The 18,379-nt window shown below is 47.9% G+C and carries 23 protein-coding genes and 1 pseudogene; 11 read left to right on the top strand and 13 right to left on the bottom strand.

Annotation, left to right across the window (positions count from 1 at the left end):
* The first annotated feature begins 57 nt into the window (after window positions 1-57).
* Window positions 58-912, top strand: a complete 855-nt coding sequence (gene dapF / locus BCY86_RS00065; RefSeq protein WP_075275877.1) for a diaminopimelate epimerase — start codon at window positions 58-60, stop codon at window positions 910-912.
* Here dapF and pyrH read toward each other — a convergent pair.
* On the bottom strand, window positions 903-1,712 hold the full coding sequence (gene pyrH, locus BCY86_RS00070; protein WP_083604066.1) for a UMP kinase: 810 nt from the start codon (window positions 1,710-1,712) through the stop codon (window positions 903-905). The genes dapF and pyrH overlap by 10 nt on opposite strands.
* Window positions 1,713-1,864: 152 nt before the next feature.
* On the opposite strand from pyrH, the gene BCY86_RS00075 reads away from it, so the two are divergent.
* Window positions 1,865-2,884, top strand: coding sequence for a peptidyl-prolyl cis-trans isomerase (locus BCY86_RS00075; protein WP_075275878.1), 1,020 nt, complete (start codon window positions 1,865-1,867; stop codon window positions 2,882-2,884).
* Between the two features lie 231 nt (window positions 2,885-3,115).
* Here the strand turns inward: BCY86_RS00075 and BCY86_RS00080 are convergent, their stop codons facing one another.
* From BCY86_RS00080 to BCY86_RS00100, 7 genes are all read right to left on the bottom strand, one after another.
* Window positions 3,116-3,304, bottom strand: coding sequence for a hypothetical protein (locus BCY86_RS00080; RefSeq protein WP_156864923.1), 189 nt, complete (start codon window positions 3,302-3,304; stop codon window positions 3,116-3,118).
* A gap of 858 nt (window positions 3,305-4,162) precedes the next feature.
* Entirely contained in the window at window positions 4,163-4,621 is a 459-nt protein-coding gene (locus BCY86_RS00090; RefSeq protein WP_075275881.1) for a hypothetical protein, read from the bottom strand.
* A 135-nt stretch (window positions 4,622-4,756) separates the two neighbouring features.
* Window positions 4,757-4,891, bottom strand: a complete 135-nt coding sequence (locus tag BCY86_RS10405) for a hypothetical protein (protein WP_275935830.1) — start codon at window positions 4,889-4,891, stop codon at window positions 4,757-4,759.
* A gap of 135 nt (window positions 4,892-5,026) precedes the next feature.
* The gene (locus BCY86_RS09440) at window positions 5,027-5,263 is read right to left on the bottom strand and encodes a hypothetical protein (protein WP_156864924.1); all 237 of its coding nucleotides are present in this window, start codon (window positions 5,261-5,263) and stop codon (window positions 5,027-5,029) included.
* Between the two features lie 57 nt (window positions 5,264-5,320).
* Window positions 5,321-5,575 (bottom strand): hypothetical protein, encoded by a 255-nt coding sequence (locus BCY86_RS09445; protein WP_156864925.1) that lies wholly within the window; start codon window positions 5,573-5,575, stop codon window positions 5,321-5,323.
* Window positions 5,576-5,588: 13 nt separating this feature from the next.
* Window positions 5,589-5,936 (bottom strand): hypothetical protein, encoded by a 348-nt coding sequence (locus BCY86_RS00095; RefSeq protein ID WP_075275882.1) that lies wholly within the window; start codon window positions 5,934-5,936, stop codon window positions 5,589-5,591.
* A gap of 339 nt (window positions 5,937-6,275) precedes the next feature.
* A complete protein-coding gene (locus BCY86_RS00100) occupies window positions 6,276-6,572 on the bottom strand; it encodes a hypothetical protein (protein ID WP_075275883.1) in 297 nt (98 codons plus the stop codon).
* Window positions 6,573-6,749: 177 nt separating this feature from the next.
* On the opposite strand from BCY86_RS00100, the gene BCY86_RS00105 reads away from it, so the two are divergent.
* The 3 genes from BCY86_RS00105 (at window position 6,750) to BCY86_RS00115 (ending at window position 9,495) form a co-directional block, all read left to right on the top strand.
* The gene (locus BCY86_RS00105) at window positions 6,750-7,214 is read left to right on the top strand and encodes a YbhB/YbcL family Raf kinase inhibitor-like protein (RefSeq protein WP_075275884.1); all 465 of its coding nucleotides are present in this window, start codon (window positions 6,750-6,752) and stop codon (window positions 7,212-7,214) included.
* A gap of 600 nt (window positions 7,215-7,814) precedes the next feature.
* Window positions 7,815-8,720 (top strand): UbiA prenyltransferase family protein, encoded by a 906-nt coding sequence (locus tag BCY86_RS00110; protein ID WP_172824745.1) that lies wholly within the window; start codon window positions 7,815-7,817, stop codon window positions 8,718-8,720.
* Between the two features lie 7 nt (window positions 8,721-8,727).
* Window positions 8,728-9,495 (top strand): CPBP family glutamic-type intramembrane protease, encoded by a 768-nt coding sequence (locus tag BCY86_RS00115; RefSeq protein ID WP_075275886.1) that lies wholly within the window; start codon window positions 8,728-8,730, stop codon window positions 9,493-9,495.
* On the opposite strand, the gene BCY86_RS00120 is transcribed toward BCY86_RS00115, so the two are convergent.
* Window positions 9,468-10,706, bottom strand: a complete 1,239-nt coding sequence (locus BCY86_RS00120) for an MFS transporter (protein ID WP_075275887.1) — start codon at window positions 10,704-10,706, stop codon at window positions 9,468-9,470. The genes BCY86_RS00115 and BCY86_RS00120 overlap by 28 nt on opposite strands.
* A complete protein-coding gene (locus tag BCY86_RS00125; protein WP_245776234.1) occupies window positions 10,706-11,524 on the bottom strand; it encodes a TlyA family RNA methyltransferase in 819 nt (272 codons plus the stop codon). The genes BCY86_RS00120 and BCY86_RS00125 overlap by 1 nt, the downstream gene beginning before the upstream one ends.
* 93 nt (window positions 11,525-11,617) lie before the next feature.
* On the opposite strand from BCY86_RS00125, the gene BCY86_RS00130 reads away from it, so the two are divergent.
* The 3 genes and pseudogenes from BCY86_RS00130 (at window position 11,618) to BCY86_RS00140 (ending at window position 12,325) form a co-directional block, all read left to right on the top strand.
* The gene (locus BCY86_RS00130; RefSeq protein WP_075275889.1) at window positions 11,618-11,863 is read left to right on the top strand and encodes a molybdopterin-binding domain-containing protein; all 246 of its coding nucleotides are present in this window, start codon (window positions 11,618-11,620) and stop codon (window positions 11,861-11,863) included.
* Window positions 11,864-12,008: 145 nt separating this feature from the next.
* Window positions 12,009-12,116, top strand: a pseudogene (locus BCY86_RS10615) (CinA family protein); the annotation flags it as partial.
* Window positions 12,086-12,325 (top strand): CinA family protein, encoded by a 240-nt coding sequence (locus BCY86_RS00140; RefSeq protein ID WP_156864927.1) that lies wholly within the window; start codon window positions 12,086-12,088, stop codon window positions 12,323-12,325. The pseudogene BCY86_RS10615 and the gene BCY86_RS00140, both read left to right, overlap by 31 nt.
* 129 nt (window positions 12,326-12,454) lie before the next feature.
* On the opposite strand, the gene rpe is transcribed toward BCY86_RS00140, so the two are convergent.
* Window positions 12,455-13,123, bottom strand: a complete 669-nt coding sequence (gene rpe / locus BCY86_RS00145; protein ID WP_075275891.1) for a ribulose-phosphate 3-epimerase — start codon at window positions 13,121-13,123, stop codon at window positions 12,455-12,457.
* A 160-nt stretch (window positions 13,124-13,283) separates the two neighbouring features.
* Here rpe and BCY86_RS00150 point away from each other — a divergent pair, with 160 nt between their 5' ends.
* Window positions 13,284-13,793 carry a cyclic nucleotide-binding domain-containing protein gene (locus BCY86_RS00150; protein ID WP_075275892.1) on the top strand — a complete coding sequence of 170 codons (510 nt, stop codon included), beginning with the start codon at window positions 13,284-13,286 and terminating at the stop codon, window positions 13,791-13,793.
* 11 nt (window positions 13,794-13,804) lie between these two features.
* Here the strand turns inward: BCY86_RS00150 and BCY86_RS00155 are convergent, their stop codons facing one another.
* Window positions 13,805-14,335, bottom strand: a complete 531-nt coding sequence (locus BCY86_RS00155; RefSeq protein WP_075275893.1) for a hypothetical protein — start codon at window positions 14,333-14,335, stop codon at window positions 13,805-13,807.
* Between the two features lie 381 nt (window positions 14,336-14,716).
* Between BCY86_RS00155 and BCY86_RS00160 the strand changes: the two genes are divergently transcribed.
* Window positions 14,717-15,187 carry a cytochrome c maturation protein CcmE gene (locus BCY86_RS00160; RefSeq protein WP_075275894.1) on the top strand — a complete coding sequence of 157 codons (471 nt, stop codon included), beginning with the start codon at window positions 14,717-14,719 and terminating at the stop codon, window positions 15,185-15,187.
* 186 nt (window positions 15,188-15,373) lie between these two features.
* Entirely contained in the window at window positions 15,374-17,284 is a 1,911-nt protein-coding gene (locus BCY86_RS00165; protein ID WP_156864929.1) for a serine/threonine protein kinase, read from the top strand.
* A gap of 28 nt (window positions 17,285-17,312) precedes the next feature.
* Here BCY86_RS00165 and BCY86_RS00170 read toward each other — a convergent pair whose 3' ends face one another.
* Window positions 17,313-18,287 carry an FHA domain-containing protein gene (locus tag BCY86_RS00170; protein WP_075275896.1) on the bottom strand — a complete coding sequence of 325 codons (975 nt, stop codon included), beginning with the start codon at window positions 18,285-18,287 and terminating at the stop codon, window positions 17,313-17,315.
* Between the last annotated feature and the right edge of the window lie 92 nt (window positions 18,288-18,379).

The following is an 18,379-nucleotide window of genomic DNA, read 5'->3' on the forward strand; positions in this document are numbered from 1 at the left end:
CCGAAACGCTTATTGCATCGGGTTCAATCCGGTTGAAAGCAAATCGAAAAGGTCGTTATGAAATGCAAGCATTTTCAAAAGTATGAAGGGTTGGGAAATGACTTTATCCTTGTCTACAAAGGGGAGGAGGACGAGGAGTCATGGTTTATCAACAACGCGAAATCGCTCTGCGATCGCCATTATGGGATTGGGGCGGATGGGATCCTTTTGCTTTCTCCTACGACGAAACGTTTTTGTGATGTTCGAATGAGTGTGATCAATGCGGACGGTTCTCGCGCGGAAATGTGTGGTAACGGAATTCGGGCGGTGGCTCTTCATAGAAGTCGTGTGCAAGAAAATACAGATGCGCCTTTGCTGATTGAAACCGATCAGGGTATTCTTACCTGTCAGGTCGAGGAAGTGAATGAAATGGAAGGAATTGTTCAAGTAGATATGGGACCGGTGCAATGGGAGGGGGAGATCCCGTGGACGTTTGCTGATCGGTCCTTTCGACTTTCTCTCCTTCGGGTGGGGAATCCTCATGCGGTGACGTTCGACCCCTTTCTGGAACAGGATTATGTAGCTATGGGCGAGCAAATATCCCAGCACCCTCAATTCATCGAAGGGACGAATGTGGAATGGGTGACCATGAGAGAGTCCACGTCGATGGAAGTGATGATTTGGGAGCGTGGGGTCGGCTTGACATTAGCCTGCGGTACGGGGGCCTGTGCTGTTGCAGCAGCTGCTTGTGAAAAGGGGTTGGCCCCTTGGGATATCCCTCTTTTTCTTCATTTACCAGGGGGAATCTTGACAATACAGATGCGCTCTTCTGATCGGCATGCTCTGATGCGAGGCCCCGTCCGGCACGTTTATTCGGGTGAGTTCTATTGCTTGAGGTATTGTGGGTTTAAAGGAGAGAAATGTTATTCTTGAACGAGGGTTCCGATCGGTTCCCCGAGGACAACTTGCTTGACGTTCCCACTCTTGAGTTTAAAAATTCGGATCGGCAGTTTATTGTCTCGGCAGAGGGCTGCGGCTGTTGCATCCATCACGCCGATGCGATCGGTGAGAAAGCGGTCGTAGCTCATGTTGGGTACCATCGCAGCGTCGGGGTAGTGGAACGGATCACGGTCATAAATCCCTTCTACTTTGGTTGCTTTGAGTAGGCATTCCGCGTGAATTTCCATTGCTCTCAGCGCAGCTGCAGTGTCTGTGGAGAAGTAGGGATTGCCTGTTCCTGCAGCAAAAATAACAATGTATCCGCGCTCTAGATGGCGAATCGCGCGGCGCCGTATATAGGGCTCGGCGATCTGCCGAATCTCAAGTGCTGTTTGAACTCGTGTCGGGATCCCTTCTTTCTCCAGTGCATCTTGTAACGCGAGCGCATTGATCACCGTGGCGAGCATCCCCATATAATCTCCTTGCGCGCGGTCGAGACCGCTGCGAGCCCCTTTAATCCCTCGAAAAATGTTTCCTCCTCCCACGACAATTGCGATTTGTACGCCGAGTTGATGTACGTCAGACAACTCAGCTGCAACTATCCGAAGCACATTGGCGTCAATCCCGAATCCGCCTTCACCTCCGCAAAGAGCTTCTCCACTTAGCTTGAGAAGGATCCGGCGGTAATAAAGCAATTGCTTTTCCTGAGGAGGAGGGAGGGGGGAACCTAAGGGAGGGGAGCCTAAAGAAGGATGGATGGGGGAGGTTGTAACTGCATAGGTGGAATTACTCATGCTGCTATCTTTATCCTATGGAATACCGCGCAAGGCGACTCATTTTTGTTAGGGCTACTTGAAGCGCTGTTGTAGAGAAGGATAACAAGAAAAAAATAAACATCCGATGTCTACCTAGAAGCGTGTGTCTCTGTAAAGAGGGAGCGAGTGTGATGAATGGTTTAAGGCCAACCCAAAAGTATCTCAGAAGTGATGGATGGATGTTTGTCATGCTTCTGGCTGGGTATTGTGGGATTGGTGGATGCCGCTGGAAGAGCTGCGAGGAAACAGAAGCAACCTCTCAGAAGCAGACTCAGAAAGAGGAGAGCCATTCGCTGACTGCAGCACAGGCCCATCAAGTATTGGCTCGGGTAGGAGATAAAAATATCACCTTGGGTGATTTTAATGAACTGCTTGAGCAGATGGATCGGTTTACTCGCCTTCGGTACGAAGACATGACCTCTCGAAAAAGGTTGCTTACAGAACAGATTCACATCGAGCTTCTGGCTCAGGAAGCAAAAGCCAAGGGGTACGATCGCGATCCAATGGTGCAGCAGGAGATCCGCTCGATTCTTCGCGATGCGATGTTGCAAGAGGGGCGAAAAGAGACGCTCTCTCCTGAGGCGATTCCGGAAGAGGAAGTGAAAGCCTATTTTCAGCAGCATCAGCGTGATTTTCGAGAGCCCGAGCGTCGGCGCATTTCTGCTATTGTGCTCAGGCAGGAGGAAGAAGCCAACCGTGTTCTCTCCAAGGTGCTGAAAGTAGATATCCCTTCTGCCTGGGGTAAGTTGGTACGTACCTATTCCATCAAAAGAGAGAATGTACAAAGAGTTCCACTTGATTTATCTGGAGATCTTGGGTTCGTGGACCCTCCTGAGGAAACGCGTCCCAGTTCCTCAGAAGTTCCTCCTGCTGTACGAGCAGCCATTTTCGAGGTGGATCAGGTGGGACATGTGCTCACTCGGGTTGTCCATGGAGAGGATGGGAGGTTCTACATTCTTTTGCTCAATCAAAAAACACCTCCCAGGCAGCGGTCCTATGAAGAAACTTCTCGACTCATTCGTGTTCGATTAGCTCAAGAAAAAATCAGAGCGCGGGACACCCAAACCATAGAAAAGTTGAAGCAGAAATATCCCGTCCGATTAGATGAAGCGGCTCTTTCTCGCGTTTCTGTAGAATTACCAAAACCCTAGAAACCCGACCTGCTGTGCCCTTTTGGGTGATTTTGGAGTCAATCAGTTGGGAGTTCCGTTTGGCAAGGATTGGGTGATTTGGAAATGACCATAACGGTGGAGAGCCTCTTCGTGGAATGATAATCTCATCCAATTGCAGTTGATCTCCTTGTTGGTCTCTACAAAGGGTCCCGAGAGGTGCCCTTCATGCCAGGTGCCTACCTACGATTGTAGTTGGGCCGAGAGAGGGATTTAATGTACCTTTCGCGGTGTTGGATGCAGTGTCGACTTGGATTTGATCGTCCCTTCTCCTAGCCCTGCATTCTCTTCTTCTTTGTTCCATGTGAGGATTCTAGCTTCTTGACTGCTTGGAAGTTCATGCATTCCGAGCGATGCGGTCTCGCTTCGATCACTCTGATAAGCTCCTTTCCAATGGAGCAAGGAGGGCTTTTGGGTCTCTTGTGAGGTGCTGTGCGTAGCAGATGCTGTCGGTTTAGACGAAGTGGTCTTCAAGTGGATGGGGGGGATGAGAGGAAGAACGTCCTTATCCCTTTCGAAAAGCAGTTCCCATTGCCGATTCCGAGTGCAACCGCTGCAATCAATGAGATGACCTAAGAAAATGGTGAAAATAGATGCGCAACCATCGGAATCGAACCCTTACTTACTACACCCATAATATGGTCTTCTTGGTTCTATGGATGTCTAATGCAATTAAAGTCAAGCTGAGTGCTATCGCTTCACAAAGGTAAAAGGTTTTCTCCTCCCCTGTAACCATCCCTATCACCCCTCCAATAGAGGGACGAAGTAGTCAGTGAACCATAGCGGGTTTCATTGATATGTTCGAGTAAAAGCAATCAGCGTGCAAACATGATCGGTTTTTCTTCAATTTGATCGATTGTCTGATTCCATTGGTAGAGGGTGAGGTAATCTTTTCCAGGTTCGATCCGGATGTGGCATGGATATGGACTCGGCTTTGGATCTCGAGTTTATTGTTTGAGAACAGATTTTGAATATGGATTTTCCGTTCCCTTTCCTTTAAGGTAAGGGAGGAGAGGTGAAGGGGTGTTTTGAGAAAGGTGGGGATGTCGATCTGAGGAGAGACTGCTGTGTGGGTAGGGGTTTTCAAGAGGAGAGGAGTCTTCCGAACAGGGAGAGTGATCAGATCCGTCATGTGAAGAGAAGAGAGCGGTTGTAAGATGCAATGATCTCCCTAGAGTTGCATCCAGTGAGGAATTTCAATATCCATCCCGATGACCAGGGGTTATTCAAGAACGGAAAGCTGCTCTCCTGAGGGGTGGCTTAATTTTCCACCAAGACGCGCAACAAAACGAGCCTCGAGAATTTTTTTCGCTCTCTTTCATTCAACCTTTCAAGAGAAGAACGCATGGAGAGGGCGGACTGCCCTTCCATCCTTTCTGTTAACTGAATATAAGCCGTTCCATCTTTATCGAGATATCCTCTGCCCTTTATCTGTATCCATTCTCTCTGTTCACTGCGAGGATGGATTACTTCGGTAGGGAAGCCTGGAGCAACGCGAATGACTGGCTGATGGGAGAAGAGAAGAGGGATGTATCCAGAAGTGGTAATTTTATTTTTGGCAGAAAGCCACTGGATATGGTTATTCCCTTTGTCTACCCGGAGAGTTAACAGTTCCCACCCTTCGATTTCAGAAAAGGGATCTTTTAGAGGGGATGCAAGCCGATTTCTGACCAATGCAGACTCGGAGGAGGTGCCTAGCTCTTTTAGCAACGCATACATTGCAGTCTGTAGTGTGCCCCGTCTCCCTAGGAGAACTCACCTACCATCTGTCCCCTCTCCTCCTTCGAGGGACTGAATAACCCACTGATAAATAGCACGAATTCTGGCTGCTCGATAATCCGGGGGGAATTTCTTTCACGATGTCATTAGCTGATTGTCCGATGCGCGGTCCCCTGAAGGTTGGAAAGCAAGCGCATCGGAGGGATGGGTTATGGCAGTTGGAAGAGCAATCCACCCCCCAAAACGTACGCTTGGGATCAGTTCAGTCACCGGGATGCTGTCTGATTCTTTGGGGGGGGAATATTATCCATAAGCCAGAGGCGTTCGATCGAAGGACCCGTCTTATCAAGGTGGGCTGTGGGACGGAACCTTGCGTCTCCAGAACAATCGGTCGATCTTGTAGGGTCAGGATGACAAATTCATTGCGCCTTCTGGTTGTCCCCCTCGCGAAACAAATACCATTACCGTTCCGATAAAGTCTCCTAATTGGAGGGATTCTATCAACCCATCCCGTAGAGACGAAGTATCTCCATGCGCAAAAGCTCGGTCGGCTAGGTGAAAACGGGTTTTTGAGTTGCTGGGATGGATTAAGTGCGAGCGCTTTTGTCCACTGGACTGTCGAAAGGACTGAATATCCCGCACGCTCCAAGAGTGCAGCTAGTCGAATAGAAGCATCTGCCCAAAAAGGATTCCGGTTGGCTAGGCGTTGTAGTTCATAGATTGCAGTGGACCAATCATGGCGTGTAGTAGCTCGCTGGAAAGGGATGTCGCTACTCGGGTAGAGCTTCCGTATCGTTTGAGCGATCGAGTCCGCTGCAAAGGAAAACCGTTTCCATCGAAAGCATGTAAATACAGGCGGAGTGATTCTGCGCGTTCTGGAAACTTTTCGATCAGTTTGCCGGTCAATGCCATTTGTTCTGTATGCCGGCCAAGTTGGCTGTATGCTTGTGTCAATCTCTCCTGGATTTCAGGAACCAGGGGGAACTCTTCGGCTAGAGCATGAAGGGAAGTAGCTCCATTCGCCCATCCTTAGAATCCTTTCCATCTTCCGTCGCATTTCTTCTGGAAAACCAGGATCACTACTGCTGAAGATAGGGGCCTGTTCCAGGGAAAGGGGAGTGGCTTGATCCATGGGAGTTAGCAGTGGCTCCATCAAGACCATCGCTACATCATCTATTCCTTCGATAGAAGCGAGTGAATAGCCGATCACCCGATCCGAAGGGTCGAGTATTTGTACATAGAGCAAGAGGGTGAGCGGATTGGGATCGGGTAGTAGTTCTGGGGATAACGGAGTATGAGCGAGATGGTCATCCACCTCAGTTTCTATCGTGGCTGTGGCAGTGATAAACGTCTGAGCATAGAAGATCTCATTCTCTGTCTTGTTGAGGCTTGTTACTGTACAGCGTGATTAAACTGTAGAGAGGAGAGTGAGGGGAGCTTGGCGAGATGGATTAGGAGGCCACACAAAAGGCCAAGGGTCTGGTCCCTCTGGTGGGAAGGATTAGTATCCATCCTGTACTCCTCCTCGTCCGAATGGACCAACTAAACTAAGTGAATAGAGGTAGTACATCAGAGAAGCTCGAGATTTTCTGCATAGAAGCTGCCTATATTCTTTTCTCTGTTGAACCCTTCTTGAGCGAGCCAGTAGCCTAGTTCAGGCCGAATACCAATTGATTCTTTCTGCTGCGGTGGACGGGACTTTGCTCGCTATATCAAGCACTTGGAGAAAGTCTTTGGCTGCGTTGGGCAGATGACCATGTGCTTTCTCATAGATGGCACAGACCAAGTTTATGTATAAACCTCTCTTCCGTGATTCACATCGAAGGATTGTTTGATTTTTTTCTACCTGGGTGATATCTCCTCCTGGATAGGACATCTCAGGAAGCATCAATCCACAGAGAAGCAGATAACTATAGGACTGGCCTATGAATAAAAAAAGGTGCGGTTTCATGAAGTGCTTGCTTGCATGGATGGGAGCATCGTCTGGTTATAAAGGGGTGAAGAGAAGAGATTTCTTGATAGAGGGTTCTGGATGGTTTCTAAAATGGGCACAGAGGAGAGGACGATTCCTCATTGATCTCGAGCCTGGTGTACCTTACACTTAGGGAAAAAAGAAGGAGATGTCTACATGCGTCTTGTCAGTTCTGTCTTCCAAGAAGGGGGGGAGATCCCACATCAGTATACTTGCGTGGGGGAAGATATCTCTCCACCGCTTTCATGGACAGATGTTCCTCAGGGGGTTAAAACATTTGTGTTGATCTGCGATGATCCAGATGCGCCTCGCCACACATGGGATCATTGGCTTGTTTACAATATACCCTCCGACGCGCGGGAGCTGGCAGAAAATGTAGCTCTCGAATCGCATAAGCTAGGGATCAATAGTTGGAAGCGCCAGGCCTATGGAGGGCCTTGTCCTCCGGATGGCCGTCATCGATATTATTTTAAGCTCTATGCGTTGGATACGGAGCTCTCCTTTGAAGCCTTAGGTCGCGCTCCTTACAAACGGGATCTTGAGGAGGCAATGGAAGGCCATGTTCTGGCGGAAGCGGTTCTCATGGGTCGCTACTGCAAACCGCAGCAGAGATCTTCCTAGCTCCGTTATTCTTCTAGATGGAGGAGGAGTGCTTATCCATTCTCTTGTGCAAAGGGGCTTTTTTTTCTTTGCACTCAGCCTTTTCATGTCTGATCTCTTGTGCCTTTCTTGAGCCATTTGGCTTGTGCCAGAAGCAATAGGATCCGTTCGAAGCGAGAAGGAGACGGGGGAGAGTTGGTCCTACCGTGCCTTTTTAAATAAGTAGCTGAGAGGCTTGAAGAGGGCCTTCTTGAGTAGGGAAAGGGGGGGACTTTGGTGTGAGTTGCATTGATTAGCAAGGAATTCCATCTTACTTAGGAGGGCCTAGGATTGTCCATTGGCTAATGAAACCCAATGAAACCCAGTGCAGCAATGCGCTGCTTTGCTCCTTCTAGATCCCCTTGCGGATAAGACGGTGAAAAAGAGGAGAAAAAAGACTTTAAAAGGGCGATGCTGTCTGCTTCATTGTGTGCAGTAAAGTATGTCTACTAGTGTTTGCCCAAGGCCGGGGTGGCTTGAATTGGACTCTAGAATATTAAGAAATTGAGAAGATTGATTAGTGTTCCTGTGTCGTTCTTATTCTATTCTAGTACTATGAGTTCAGGACTTTTTCAGAATTTTTTGAGAACACTGCGTCCCTATCAATGGGTCAAGAATCTTGTTGTCTTAGCTCCTATGTTTTTTCACAAAGATCTTTTCCTATCGACGGCTGCTGGCCCTGCACTCAATTTGGTGGTGACCATCCGCGCGGTAGCAGCCACTGCTATCTTTTGTCTTCTGTCGGGTGCTGTTTATACCATTAACGATCTCGTCGATGTGGAAGTGGATAGAGCCCACCCCCTTAAAAAAAATCGACCGATCGCACGCGGAGATGTCCCCAAGCCATTTGCTAAGATCATGTCTGTATTTCTCGTGGTCTTCTCTTTGGGGACCTCCTATCTGTTAGACCCTTATTTTGCTTTCCTTGCCCTAGCTTATTTCCTTCAGAATGTTCTTTACAGTTTTAAAGTCAAGCATGTTCCTTTTGGTGATGTCATTCTAATTGCTTTAGGTTTTGTATTAAGAGTTCTGGGAGGGGGGATCGTTACAAAAACCTACGTCAGCCGCTATTTGCTCGTATGTACAGCACTCCTTGCCCTTTTCTTAGGGTTTGGGAAACGGAGACACGAGCTTAAGATGAACGCTGCTGGGAAGCAGCGTCCTGTTCTTAAGGAGTACACAAGCACTTCACTCAACATCGCTTTAGGAATAACTGGCGCTGCGACGGTGATTGTCTATACGGCATACAGCTTAGATCCGATGACACGCGTTTGGTTTCAATCGGATTGGCTCTGGTTAACTATCCCCTTTGTTTTATTCGGTATCTTGCGTTTTCTATTTCTTGTAATCAGAAATGGAGATCGGGAGGAAACGAACGAATCTCCAACCCAGGCTATGCTGAGCGATGCTCCATTTGTCTTTAATCTTCTTCTGTGGCTTTTTGTTGTTATCGCTGTTGTTTACCACCTTCGTCCAGCAGTGTCTTAGTTAGTGAATGCCAGTTTTTGAATCAGCCTCTCAACCCATCCGGTTTCGCGATAAGTCAGGTGCGTGGGTGGACCTGGCGCTCACGCTCCCTGTATTTCTCATTTATCATTTGGGGGTTGTGTTCCTGAAGATCCGCAATGCTTCTGACATCATTACGGCCTATATTCTTGAACGTGCAGAGGGTGATCTATCTCACTATTTGCTGATCACTGCTGCGATTGGAGTGGCGTTTGTAGCTGTTTTTGTCATTTTGGGGAGGGGACAAGCGTTTGCTTTTGGTAAATTTATTCAAGTCGCGGCGGAAGCGCTGATCTATGCCACAGCGATGCGGTGTGGAGCTGTTTATGTCGTAGGTCGGATTTTTGCTGCAGCGGGTATCGTTCAGGACAATCCTTGGGTGGGAATGGTTATGTCATTGGGTGCAGGATTTTATGAGGAGATGACGTACCGTGTCCTCCTTTTCGGAGGTGGGCTCAAGATCATTCTGTGGATTTTCGTGCAGCAAGCCCCTAACCCATCGATGCCCCCCTATTCTCTTCGAACCACTTCTGCTAGTGTTTCCAGTGTTCTTTTCGCTTTTTCGTGGGCCCTAATCAGTGCCGCTTTTTTTAGTGGGGCTCATTACATAGGGCCGCTTGCTGACGACTTTTCAGCTGTCTCTTTTGTATTTCGAGCTGTTTTGGGGCTTATGTTAACCGTGATCTATGCCTTCCGTGGGTTTGCTGCGGCTGTGTGGACACACGCTTTTTATGATATTGGGGTGCTCGTTTTCTGAAGGGAAGGGGGAGAGCGCAACAGCGCTGCGAATAAAAAAGCAACCACCATCCCCAACGTGCCCGCGACAAAAGGGGCGCGAGGCCCTATGGAACCATAGGTGTACCCGCCGATGGCAGGCCCAATCATTCGTGCGAGGCTCCCTATGGCTTGGTTGGTTCCGAGGATACTTCCCTGAGAAGATACATCTGCCCGCTTTGAAATGAAGGATGAGATGCTGGGTTGCGTGGCTGCATTCCCCATCACGAGAAAAGTGCATGCGATAAAAATACATTTTTTTCCAGTGCTGGGGGCGATCACCATCCCAGCGAATCCACAGGCTTGAAGGGCGACACCGATACGTATGAGAAATGTCTCTTCCATTCGTTTAGAGAGAAAGCGAATGAGCCCACCCTGGATGATAGCGCTAAGGATTCCCATGTAAGCGAATACGATCCCTGTTTCTGAAGAAGACATTCCGAAGACATCTTTATTAAAAAAACGAAAAGTCTGATCGAGATTGGTAAAAGCAACGAGGAGAATAAAATTAGTTATTATTGCTGAGCTAACTCCTGGAACGGAAAAAGAGTGAGAGGCTGCTTTGTAATTGAGGGGGAAGAGTGATTGAATCCGAAAGGGGGCTCTTTTGTGTTGGGGCAACGATTCAGTGAGCCCGAAGGCTACCCATAGGGCATTGATGCCGCTGAGACCTGCAGCAATCAAACAAGGGATAGCTCCGTGCCGGCCGCGAATTTCGATCGGAGCGAGGACCCCACCGATCATCGGTCCTAAAGTGAACCCTATACCAAAGGCGGCGCCGATTAAACCCATGCCACGAGCTCGTTCTTCAGGGGAGGTTACGTCTGCGATATAAGCACTTGCTGTCCCTAAGTTGGCGGTTGCCATGCCCGCAAAAGCCCGCGCAATAAAGAGCCAGAGCACCGACTGGCTATAGGTGAGGGAAAGTCCAAGCCATGCGTTTGAGAGCGTTGTGGCGAGGATAGACCACAAGAGCACGGGGCGTCTCCCCGCGTAATCGGATAGACGCCCCCACACGGGAACAAACAAAAATTGCATTAATGAGTAGACCGAACCGAGCAGAGTACAGGTTAATTCCGTCGCTCCAAACGTGTCGCGTACTTCTTCTGCCAAAAATGGCATGACAAGACCGAAACCAAGTAAATCTAATGCAATTGTGAAGAAAATGGCCCCGAGAGGAGAGAAAAATCGCATTACCGTGATGAAGAAAGAAAGGTTGGAAGGGGAGCGTCTATCCTACGGGCATAGAAAAAAACTTCTCGGTTCCCCTTGGGGCCCGGCAGCATACTTGGTACAAGAGAAAGTGAGTGAAATCCGTAAGCTATCATGGCGGACTTGGTACGGCTGATAGCATCTTCACGGATGAGAGGATCCCGAATGACCCCCTTTTGGCGAGAAGCTTCTTCACGACCAACTTCAAATTGAGGCTTGATAAGGGCGACAAGATACCCTCCTATTCGTGTACAGGATGCAAGCGCAGTCCCTAGTTTTTGGAGGCTAATAAAAGAAGCGTCAACGACAGTCAAATCAACTTGTTTTCCTAGCTGGACGTGAGAAAGATAGCGGGCATTGGTGCGTTCGTGAATGGTGACCCGTGGATCTACTCTCAATTTCTGGGCAAGCTGTCCATAACCGACATCGACTGCAATCACGGAAGACGCCCCTCGTTGAAGCAAGCAGTCTGTAAAACCACCTGTTGAAGCTCCCACATCGAGACAATGGAGCCCAGAAACATTTATTTTTAAATCATCTAATGCACCTGCTAATTTAACGCCGCCTCGCGATACATAAGGGTGATCCTGTTCTTTAATCCAAAGAGCGGCTTGTTCGGAAACCAGTGTGCCTGCTTTGTCTATCCGTGACTCTCCCACCCGTACGACGCCAGAAAGGATAAGGGTTTGTGCTCGCGTCTTGGTTGGAGCAAGCCCCTGTCGTACGACAAGCTCGTCCGCTCGAATGCGCTGATTGTGTTTTTTGTGTTTGAGCTGGTTGAGTGTGGCATCCACTATCACTATCCATCTTGTGTTTTTGCGAAAACTGTCATCTTAAATCTTGGCATTAAAGGTGCGGTCATTTGGATTAATACAAGACTACCTCAAAGGAAGGTGAGCCCTTTTGGCAATTGGACGGCTGCTAAGTTAGCTGCCGTTGACTGTGAAATCATAGAACAGATTGTAGTGAAAGATCATCCTGAATTGATTGTTTGTTCTGTCGGTCGATGGGGGGGATCCGTAGATCTCTTGATAGGGGTTGGACCTTCCGATCGATTTGCTTTCTTGCAAGGGGAAAGTGCGAAAGCAGCAATGCACTTTTTCTTGAAAGAACACCCATTCATTTGTCGATGTGTTTGAGAGCGAGGTGATTCTTGCTGTGCAACAGTCTGATCGGGGGTTCAAGAGTTGTCTCCCCCTTGTAAAGGAAGTCGATTCATAGAGAGATCAAGCCTGTGCCTGGCTGATTGGAGAATGTTTGCGCAAATAAAAGTGTACGTTATCTGTTGCAGAATCGTGTACAGGGGGACTAGTGGACGCTATTCTTATAAGCGAAGTGGGGGCAAGTAAACTTTTTTTGCGGTGGCGGTGGCTTATACCCATGCGAAGATGACTGTCCTTGGAGTCGAACGTGACAGACTTGAGCGGTTCACTGCAGTAAGTCCTGAGATCACCTTGGAAATAGCTAAAAAAGTAAAAAGAATCACTTGTTCTGATCTGGCTCTTGCCATTACCGGCGTCGCAGGTCCTTCTGGAGGAGATTGGGAAAAACCAGTAGGTACTGTTTTGATCGCGTTGACGTTGATAGGGATGGTAAGATAAAATAAGTGCGAGCCTACTGATTTGGAGGGGACCTACGCTGTGTTCAATGCCCTGTTGTCGATACTGCTTTGTTACTACTCCTGCAACGGGTATTCTAGGAGGGGAAGGGGTGAGTGGTGTGTCTGTTACCTAAAACCCTTCTCGCGCGCGTGATCGCAAATGATGGATCGCATCTTGGTAGGCGGGCTGAGAAAAGATGGAGCTTCCTGCAACGATCACGCGCGCTCCGGCACGCGCTGCTTGAACAACCGTGGTGGTGTCAATTCCGCCATCGACGCCAATCCAGATAGGGTGTTTTTGCCCTCGGATCATTTGTGCTAGTTGATTGATTTTGGGGAGAATCGAAGGAAGAAAGGCTTGTCCTCCGAATCCTGGATTGACGCTCATCACCAGAAGCTGGTCCACGGAGTTGAGAACGTAGCGAACGGCTTCCTCAGAAGTGGAGGGATTTAAGGCTACCCCCGCTTTCTTTCCAAGATGACGAATTTGTGCAAGCGTTCTTTGCATATGAGGGGTTGCTTCTGCATGAATAAGTATGTGATCGGCTCCTGCTTTTGCGAAAGCATCAATGTGTTTTTCAGGTTCTACAATCATCAAGTGGACATCTAAGGGAAGCGACGTCACTTTGCGAATAGCTTCTACAATGATTGGCCCTAGTGTGATGTTCGGGACAAAACGACCGTCCATCACATCAACGTGTAGCCAATCCGCTCCTGCAGCTTCAAGTGCTTTTATTTCTTCTGCAAGACGGCCAAAATCAGCAGATAAAAGAGAAGGGGCGATCAGAGGGGAAATCATATCCGTTTTGGTTGAATGAAAATAAAAGAATAAAGCTATCTTAATTGTTCCTACCGGCTCAACTTATTCTTTGTGAATGTGATAAGTTTGGTTGCCTTCCTTTTTTATCAATAACAATAAGAAGAAAATAGGTATCTTACTATTAGAAAAGAGGTTGATCATGAATTTGATAAATCAAAAAGAAGGAGGGGATCATCCCGTTGAAATTGATTTGACGGTTGAAGATCTTAAAAAAATCCCTATTTTGGGGGCCATTTCAGATCCGGCTTTAGAATTGATTCGAACTTTTATGAGACCTCGCTATTTTTTTGGAGGGGATTTTATTTTTCGGCAAGGGGATTTCAGTTATGACGCCTATATTATTATTCATGGGGAAGCGGAAGTAATTAAACGGACGCAAGGGAGGGGAGAGGTGGGGATAGCTTTGTTAGGTCCGATGGATGTTTTTGGAGAAACGAGCATGATAGGAATACAAAATCGATTTACTACTCTGCGTGCCGTGAGCCCCGTCAGCGCTCTTTGCTTAGTAGTAGAAGGGATGAATGCGCTGTATCGATACGATTTAAAATCCTATACGATCTTGCTTCTTAATGTCGCTCGCAGTCTTTCTCGGCGTGTTGATCAACTTGTCACGATCATTGCTGATACAAAATGCGGCGCTTTTTCTTAAAAAATATGCTGTCAAAATTTCTTTTGAGCTGAGCGGACGAGTTGAAAGGTCGAAATTGATTTTCGTAGGAAAATGATACTAATTTTTTGTTGACACCTAAAGTAGATGACCATATAAGCCATGTAATGAATTGTTGCAGGAGGGCATCTCATGGCTGTTAAAAAAGCCGCAAAAAGGCCGGCAAAAAAGAAGACAACCGTAAAGAAAGCAAAAACAACAACGAAGAAGGTCACTAAGGTTGCAAAGAGGCCTGCGGCAAAGCGTGTAGCTGCAAAACGACCTGCAAAAAGTAAAAGCGTTAGCAAAACTGCTCCTAAAAAGGCTGCAGTAAAGAAGACCAGTCGTCCAACAACTGCCAAAAAGGCCACTTCTTCTTCTAAGGCAGCCGCTTCTAGGACGTATGCCTCAAGAACAGCTGTTTCTAGAACAATTCCCTCTAGGATGGCTGTTTCTAGACCCGCTACTTCAAAACGACCTGCTGCTTCTGTGAAAAGCAAAACAGCTTCACAGCGGCACGGCACGGGAGTCGTTGTGCCTACCATGTTGGGTGGAATCCACTCACGTCACACCCATGATGATGACGGTGAGGAATAAGGAGATCTACTTTTTTTAGGCGTAGTGCTATAAGAGTGGGGTGCACAGGAACGGGGCAATGCAATTGCTCAATGATTTAAAATGCGTGGTGGCTTAGCATTTCTTTGCTTGAATCTCTTGTAATTAACTTGATGCATCGTGGGCTAAAGTGATCTTGTCTTCTCCATACAAAAGAGGAAAGTTTTCTTCCTGGTTGTTTTTAACGTAGAAAATCTTAGAAAATCGGGTAGAAAAAATGGAAAAGAGCTTTCCATCAATAGGTTAATTTGGACTTTTCAAGTTCAGTAACAAATAGCTCTGGTTCCTTTGAGCAGGGTACACGCAACAGCATGAAGATTAACGCTGGTGAATGTCGTTTTTCTAAGCGAGGGTTGGGTGTTGTTATTGCTCTAGCGATGGCAGGGGCGACGATGGCGGCGCTTGTTCTCTACGGCATCAAAGGCGTCGCTATCTATTCCAAGCCTGTGGATGAGTTTTTGTCACAGCAGGGCAGAGTAATGGGGCGAGCTGTTCGAGTGGAAGGGAATCTTGTTCATGGTTCACTGCAGCAAAGAGTTCAACCTTGTGAATATAGGTTTCTGATTGAAAAGAATGGAACCGAGCTCGCTGTACACTACCCTCAATGTGTGATCCCGGATACATTAAGAGATGTACCTCAGATTCAAGTAGGGGTTACTGTTGAAGGGAAATTACAACAGGAGGGCTTTTTCTTAGCTTCTTCTGTACTTGCTAAATGTCCCAGCAAATACGAGATGAAAGAGCGCGAGCAAAGAGGAGACAGAGCTCCTCATTCTCTATAAAAAAGAAAAGTGAATCGTGGAAAGGGGTGTTTGTGATTTGAAAGCACAATCACATGTTACGGACTTTAAAAAAACCCACCAGCCCATGATAATCTCTTTTTACGAAATAGAGAAGCTTGAAAATAATCATTCCTGTTGTTTGAGGATAGCGATACAATGTTCGTGTAAGCTCGGTTGTGGCACGAAATGAGGCTATCCTTTTCTCCTGATAACAGCACCTCGATTCGTTATCTTAGCAAAGAAGAAATACGAATCTCGACGCTTAAGCCTTATTTGCTTCGCCTTCAAGCAGAGAAAGGGGAACAAAAAGTAGAGGAAATTTTAAATGCGGCTGGAATTTGTTCGTCAGGAATTATGCGGAATGAACACACTTGGATCAGCGAAGGAGCTGCCCTTCAAGTGCTTAGATGCGTTATTGATCTGCTTGGCCCCGATGCGCTCACAGATCCTGGCCACTGGATCACTCATTCAGATGCATTGGGTTATTTTGTGCAGATGCTATGCCATGCTCGCAATCCGTCTGAAGCCTATCGCTATTGGGTCAGTCATGGACAAGAGATCACTCGGCTTGGAGAGTGGAAAATGGAGCAGGACGAGAGCGTTCGATGGAAACTAGGGGGGCGGGCACATTCGATTCGGGTAGCGTATAAGCCACATGAAGCATTGAGGAAGGGGGAGGGGAGGAGGAAGATAAGTGTACAGGATGAAGAGCTTCTCTGTGCTGTTCGCCGAGGAGGGCTCGTAGGAATTCCTCGCATTTGGGGCCTTAGAGAGGCTACGGTCATCCATCCAATTTGTCTTGCTCATGGAGATGCAAAGTGTGTTTATGAGATCCGATGGGAGACGCCTCGTGTTCAGTGGGAGCGTTGGGTTGTGTTTGGCGTGATGACTGCCGTAGGAGGTTGGATTATAGGAGGGGGGGGGGATAATCAAATAGGCTTATGGATGATGGAAGGAGTTGCTTTGGCGGGGGCAGCTGCATGCTATCGATGGGATGTTGCTCAACTACAAAAGAATAAGCGCATTTTTGTAAAAAATCACGTGAAGGCTTTGGAACGCGGATTGGAGCTTTATGAAAAGAAAGAGCAAGTGCCAACAGAACTCTCTGGAAGCGTACTCAGAAATAAGTACAGGATTGGGTGCAAAATTGGGATGGGCGGAGTGGGAGTCGTCTATGAAGCGCAGCATATCACGTTAGGTCACGAAGTAGCTGTCAAAATCCTTCGCAGTGCAGCTGCCAAAGATGAGAATGAATTTACTCGTTTGTGGCGTGAAGCTTACGTCCAAGTTCATATCAAACATCCTCATATTGTTAGGGTGTTTGATCTGGACCAGATGCCGGACGGTTCGCTTTATGTTGTGATGGAGCGTTTAGAAGGGTGTTCGTTAGCGGATAAATTGACGTTGGAAGGGGTGATGGCCCCCCGGTTTGCTGTTCCTGTGTTTATTGCTGTTTGTCGAGCGCTGACAGCTGCACATCGAGAAGGGGTGATCCATCGCGATCTCAAACCTGCCAATGTTTTTCTTTGCCGAAACGGAGTGGCCAAAGTGCTCGATTTCGGCATGAGCAAGTTGTTGATGGCGGATTCTATCACAGAGTCGGGATATACGATTGGCACTCCTGAATATATGGCTCCAGAACAATGCATTGGAGCCACAGTAGAGCCGCGTACGGATCTGTATTCGTTGGGGGTTCTCATGTATGAATCCTTGACCGGAAAGCTTCCCATATTAGCCCCTACCCGTAGGGAATTACTCGAATTACATCAACGTCAAATCCCTCTCCCCATCAGACAGTGTCGCCGCGATTTACCCATACCGGAAGCTCTTGAGGCAGCAATCATGAAATGTCTTAATAAGCGAGCGAGCCAAAGGCCCACCAGTGCTCAGGAATTGGAAGTTATGCTTTCATCCATCCCTCTTGAAGATCTTGTGGCTTACTATCCTCCAAGCGTTGCTCGAGGTATCCCTTCCTCTCAACCCTCGCATGAAGATCCACCCATTCAGGATGCAGCGCAGGCAAAATCAGTAGCTGCCTCTCGCTGTATCCCTTCCTCCACAATTTCGAATGTTGGTGTGGGGCTGATCCAACCCTGAAGCTCGCCCTCGCCCAATTCGATTGTTTCTATCCTTGAAATAGCCATATCAAGCCAGCTGTACTGATCAGAGCAATGCCGATGGCAGCTAAGGCTACGAGAAGATCAGGAAGAGACCACCTCACTCCAAAAAAGAAAAAATGAATCCCCTCCTTCTTTTCTCTTTCCTTGCATGGTACAAGAGAGGAACTTACTTCAGGAAACGCTAGTGGTGGAGAAGTGGATAGTGAGGGTATGCGGTGAAGCGCTACTTGGTAATAGGGTTCATCGCTAGCTTGCTCAAGAGCAGCTAATTTTAAGGCGACTGGTTCTTCAAGAGTGAAATGGACCGGGCCTATGTGAAGGGGAACTGTGGACCGCCATACGATGTGTTGCTCGGGCTTCAGCACTCTTCCTCCGAGGAGACAAGGGGGGTCGGTTGCAAATGCCCTGACAAAAACCGAAGTCTCTGTTCTCCAAAGCGCGATATGTTGCTCATCTATGGAGGCATTTCGGAAAGTGCGATAGCAATAGAGATCGTTTCCTATCCAATATATTTTCCCTTCTTGTACAAGAGAAAGGGTTAGTCCTGCGGCTGCTGGGTGAGCTGCGTACACGGTAGGAATATTTTCTTCCCCCGCAGATTTCATCTGTTTGGCTACCAGCAGCAGCGCGAGCAAGCGAGCAGCATGGGCTGGATCAGGAGTGATCGGTTGTTGTTCAAAAGAGATGACAAAACAGAATTTGCCGACTTGGATCATCTGCCCTTCCTGCATCCGTACGGAGGTATGGGTAGGGATCCGGTTCCCTGCTAAGAAAGTGCCGTTGCAGCTGCCTTCGTCCATGATCCAGTGAGCATTGTGGTTGGCTTCAATCGTTGCATGGCGTGAGCTCACTGTCCGGTCGGGGAGGCGAATATCACAACTGCTTCCTCGTCCAATCACGATCCGAGAGCCTTCCAGCGTCAGCTTGAGAAGGGTTTCCTCTAAGGGAAAGTCTGCCTGGAGAATCAACGTGATGGACATACAGTCAGAAAACTCAATCAAAGGAACTCACAGCACCTTTCGCTCTGCTGGAGGAAAGGTTCTTGTGAGCTCTATGTTCTTTAGTGGAAGGT

Origin of the sequence: Pajaroellobacter abortibovis (assembly GCF_001931505.1) — a bacterium.
GTDB lineage: Bacteria > Myxococcota_A > Polyangia > Polyangiales > Polyangiaceae > Pajaroellobacter > Pajaroellobacter abortibovis.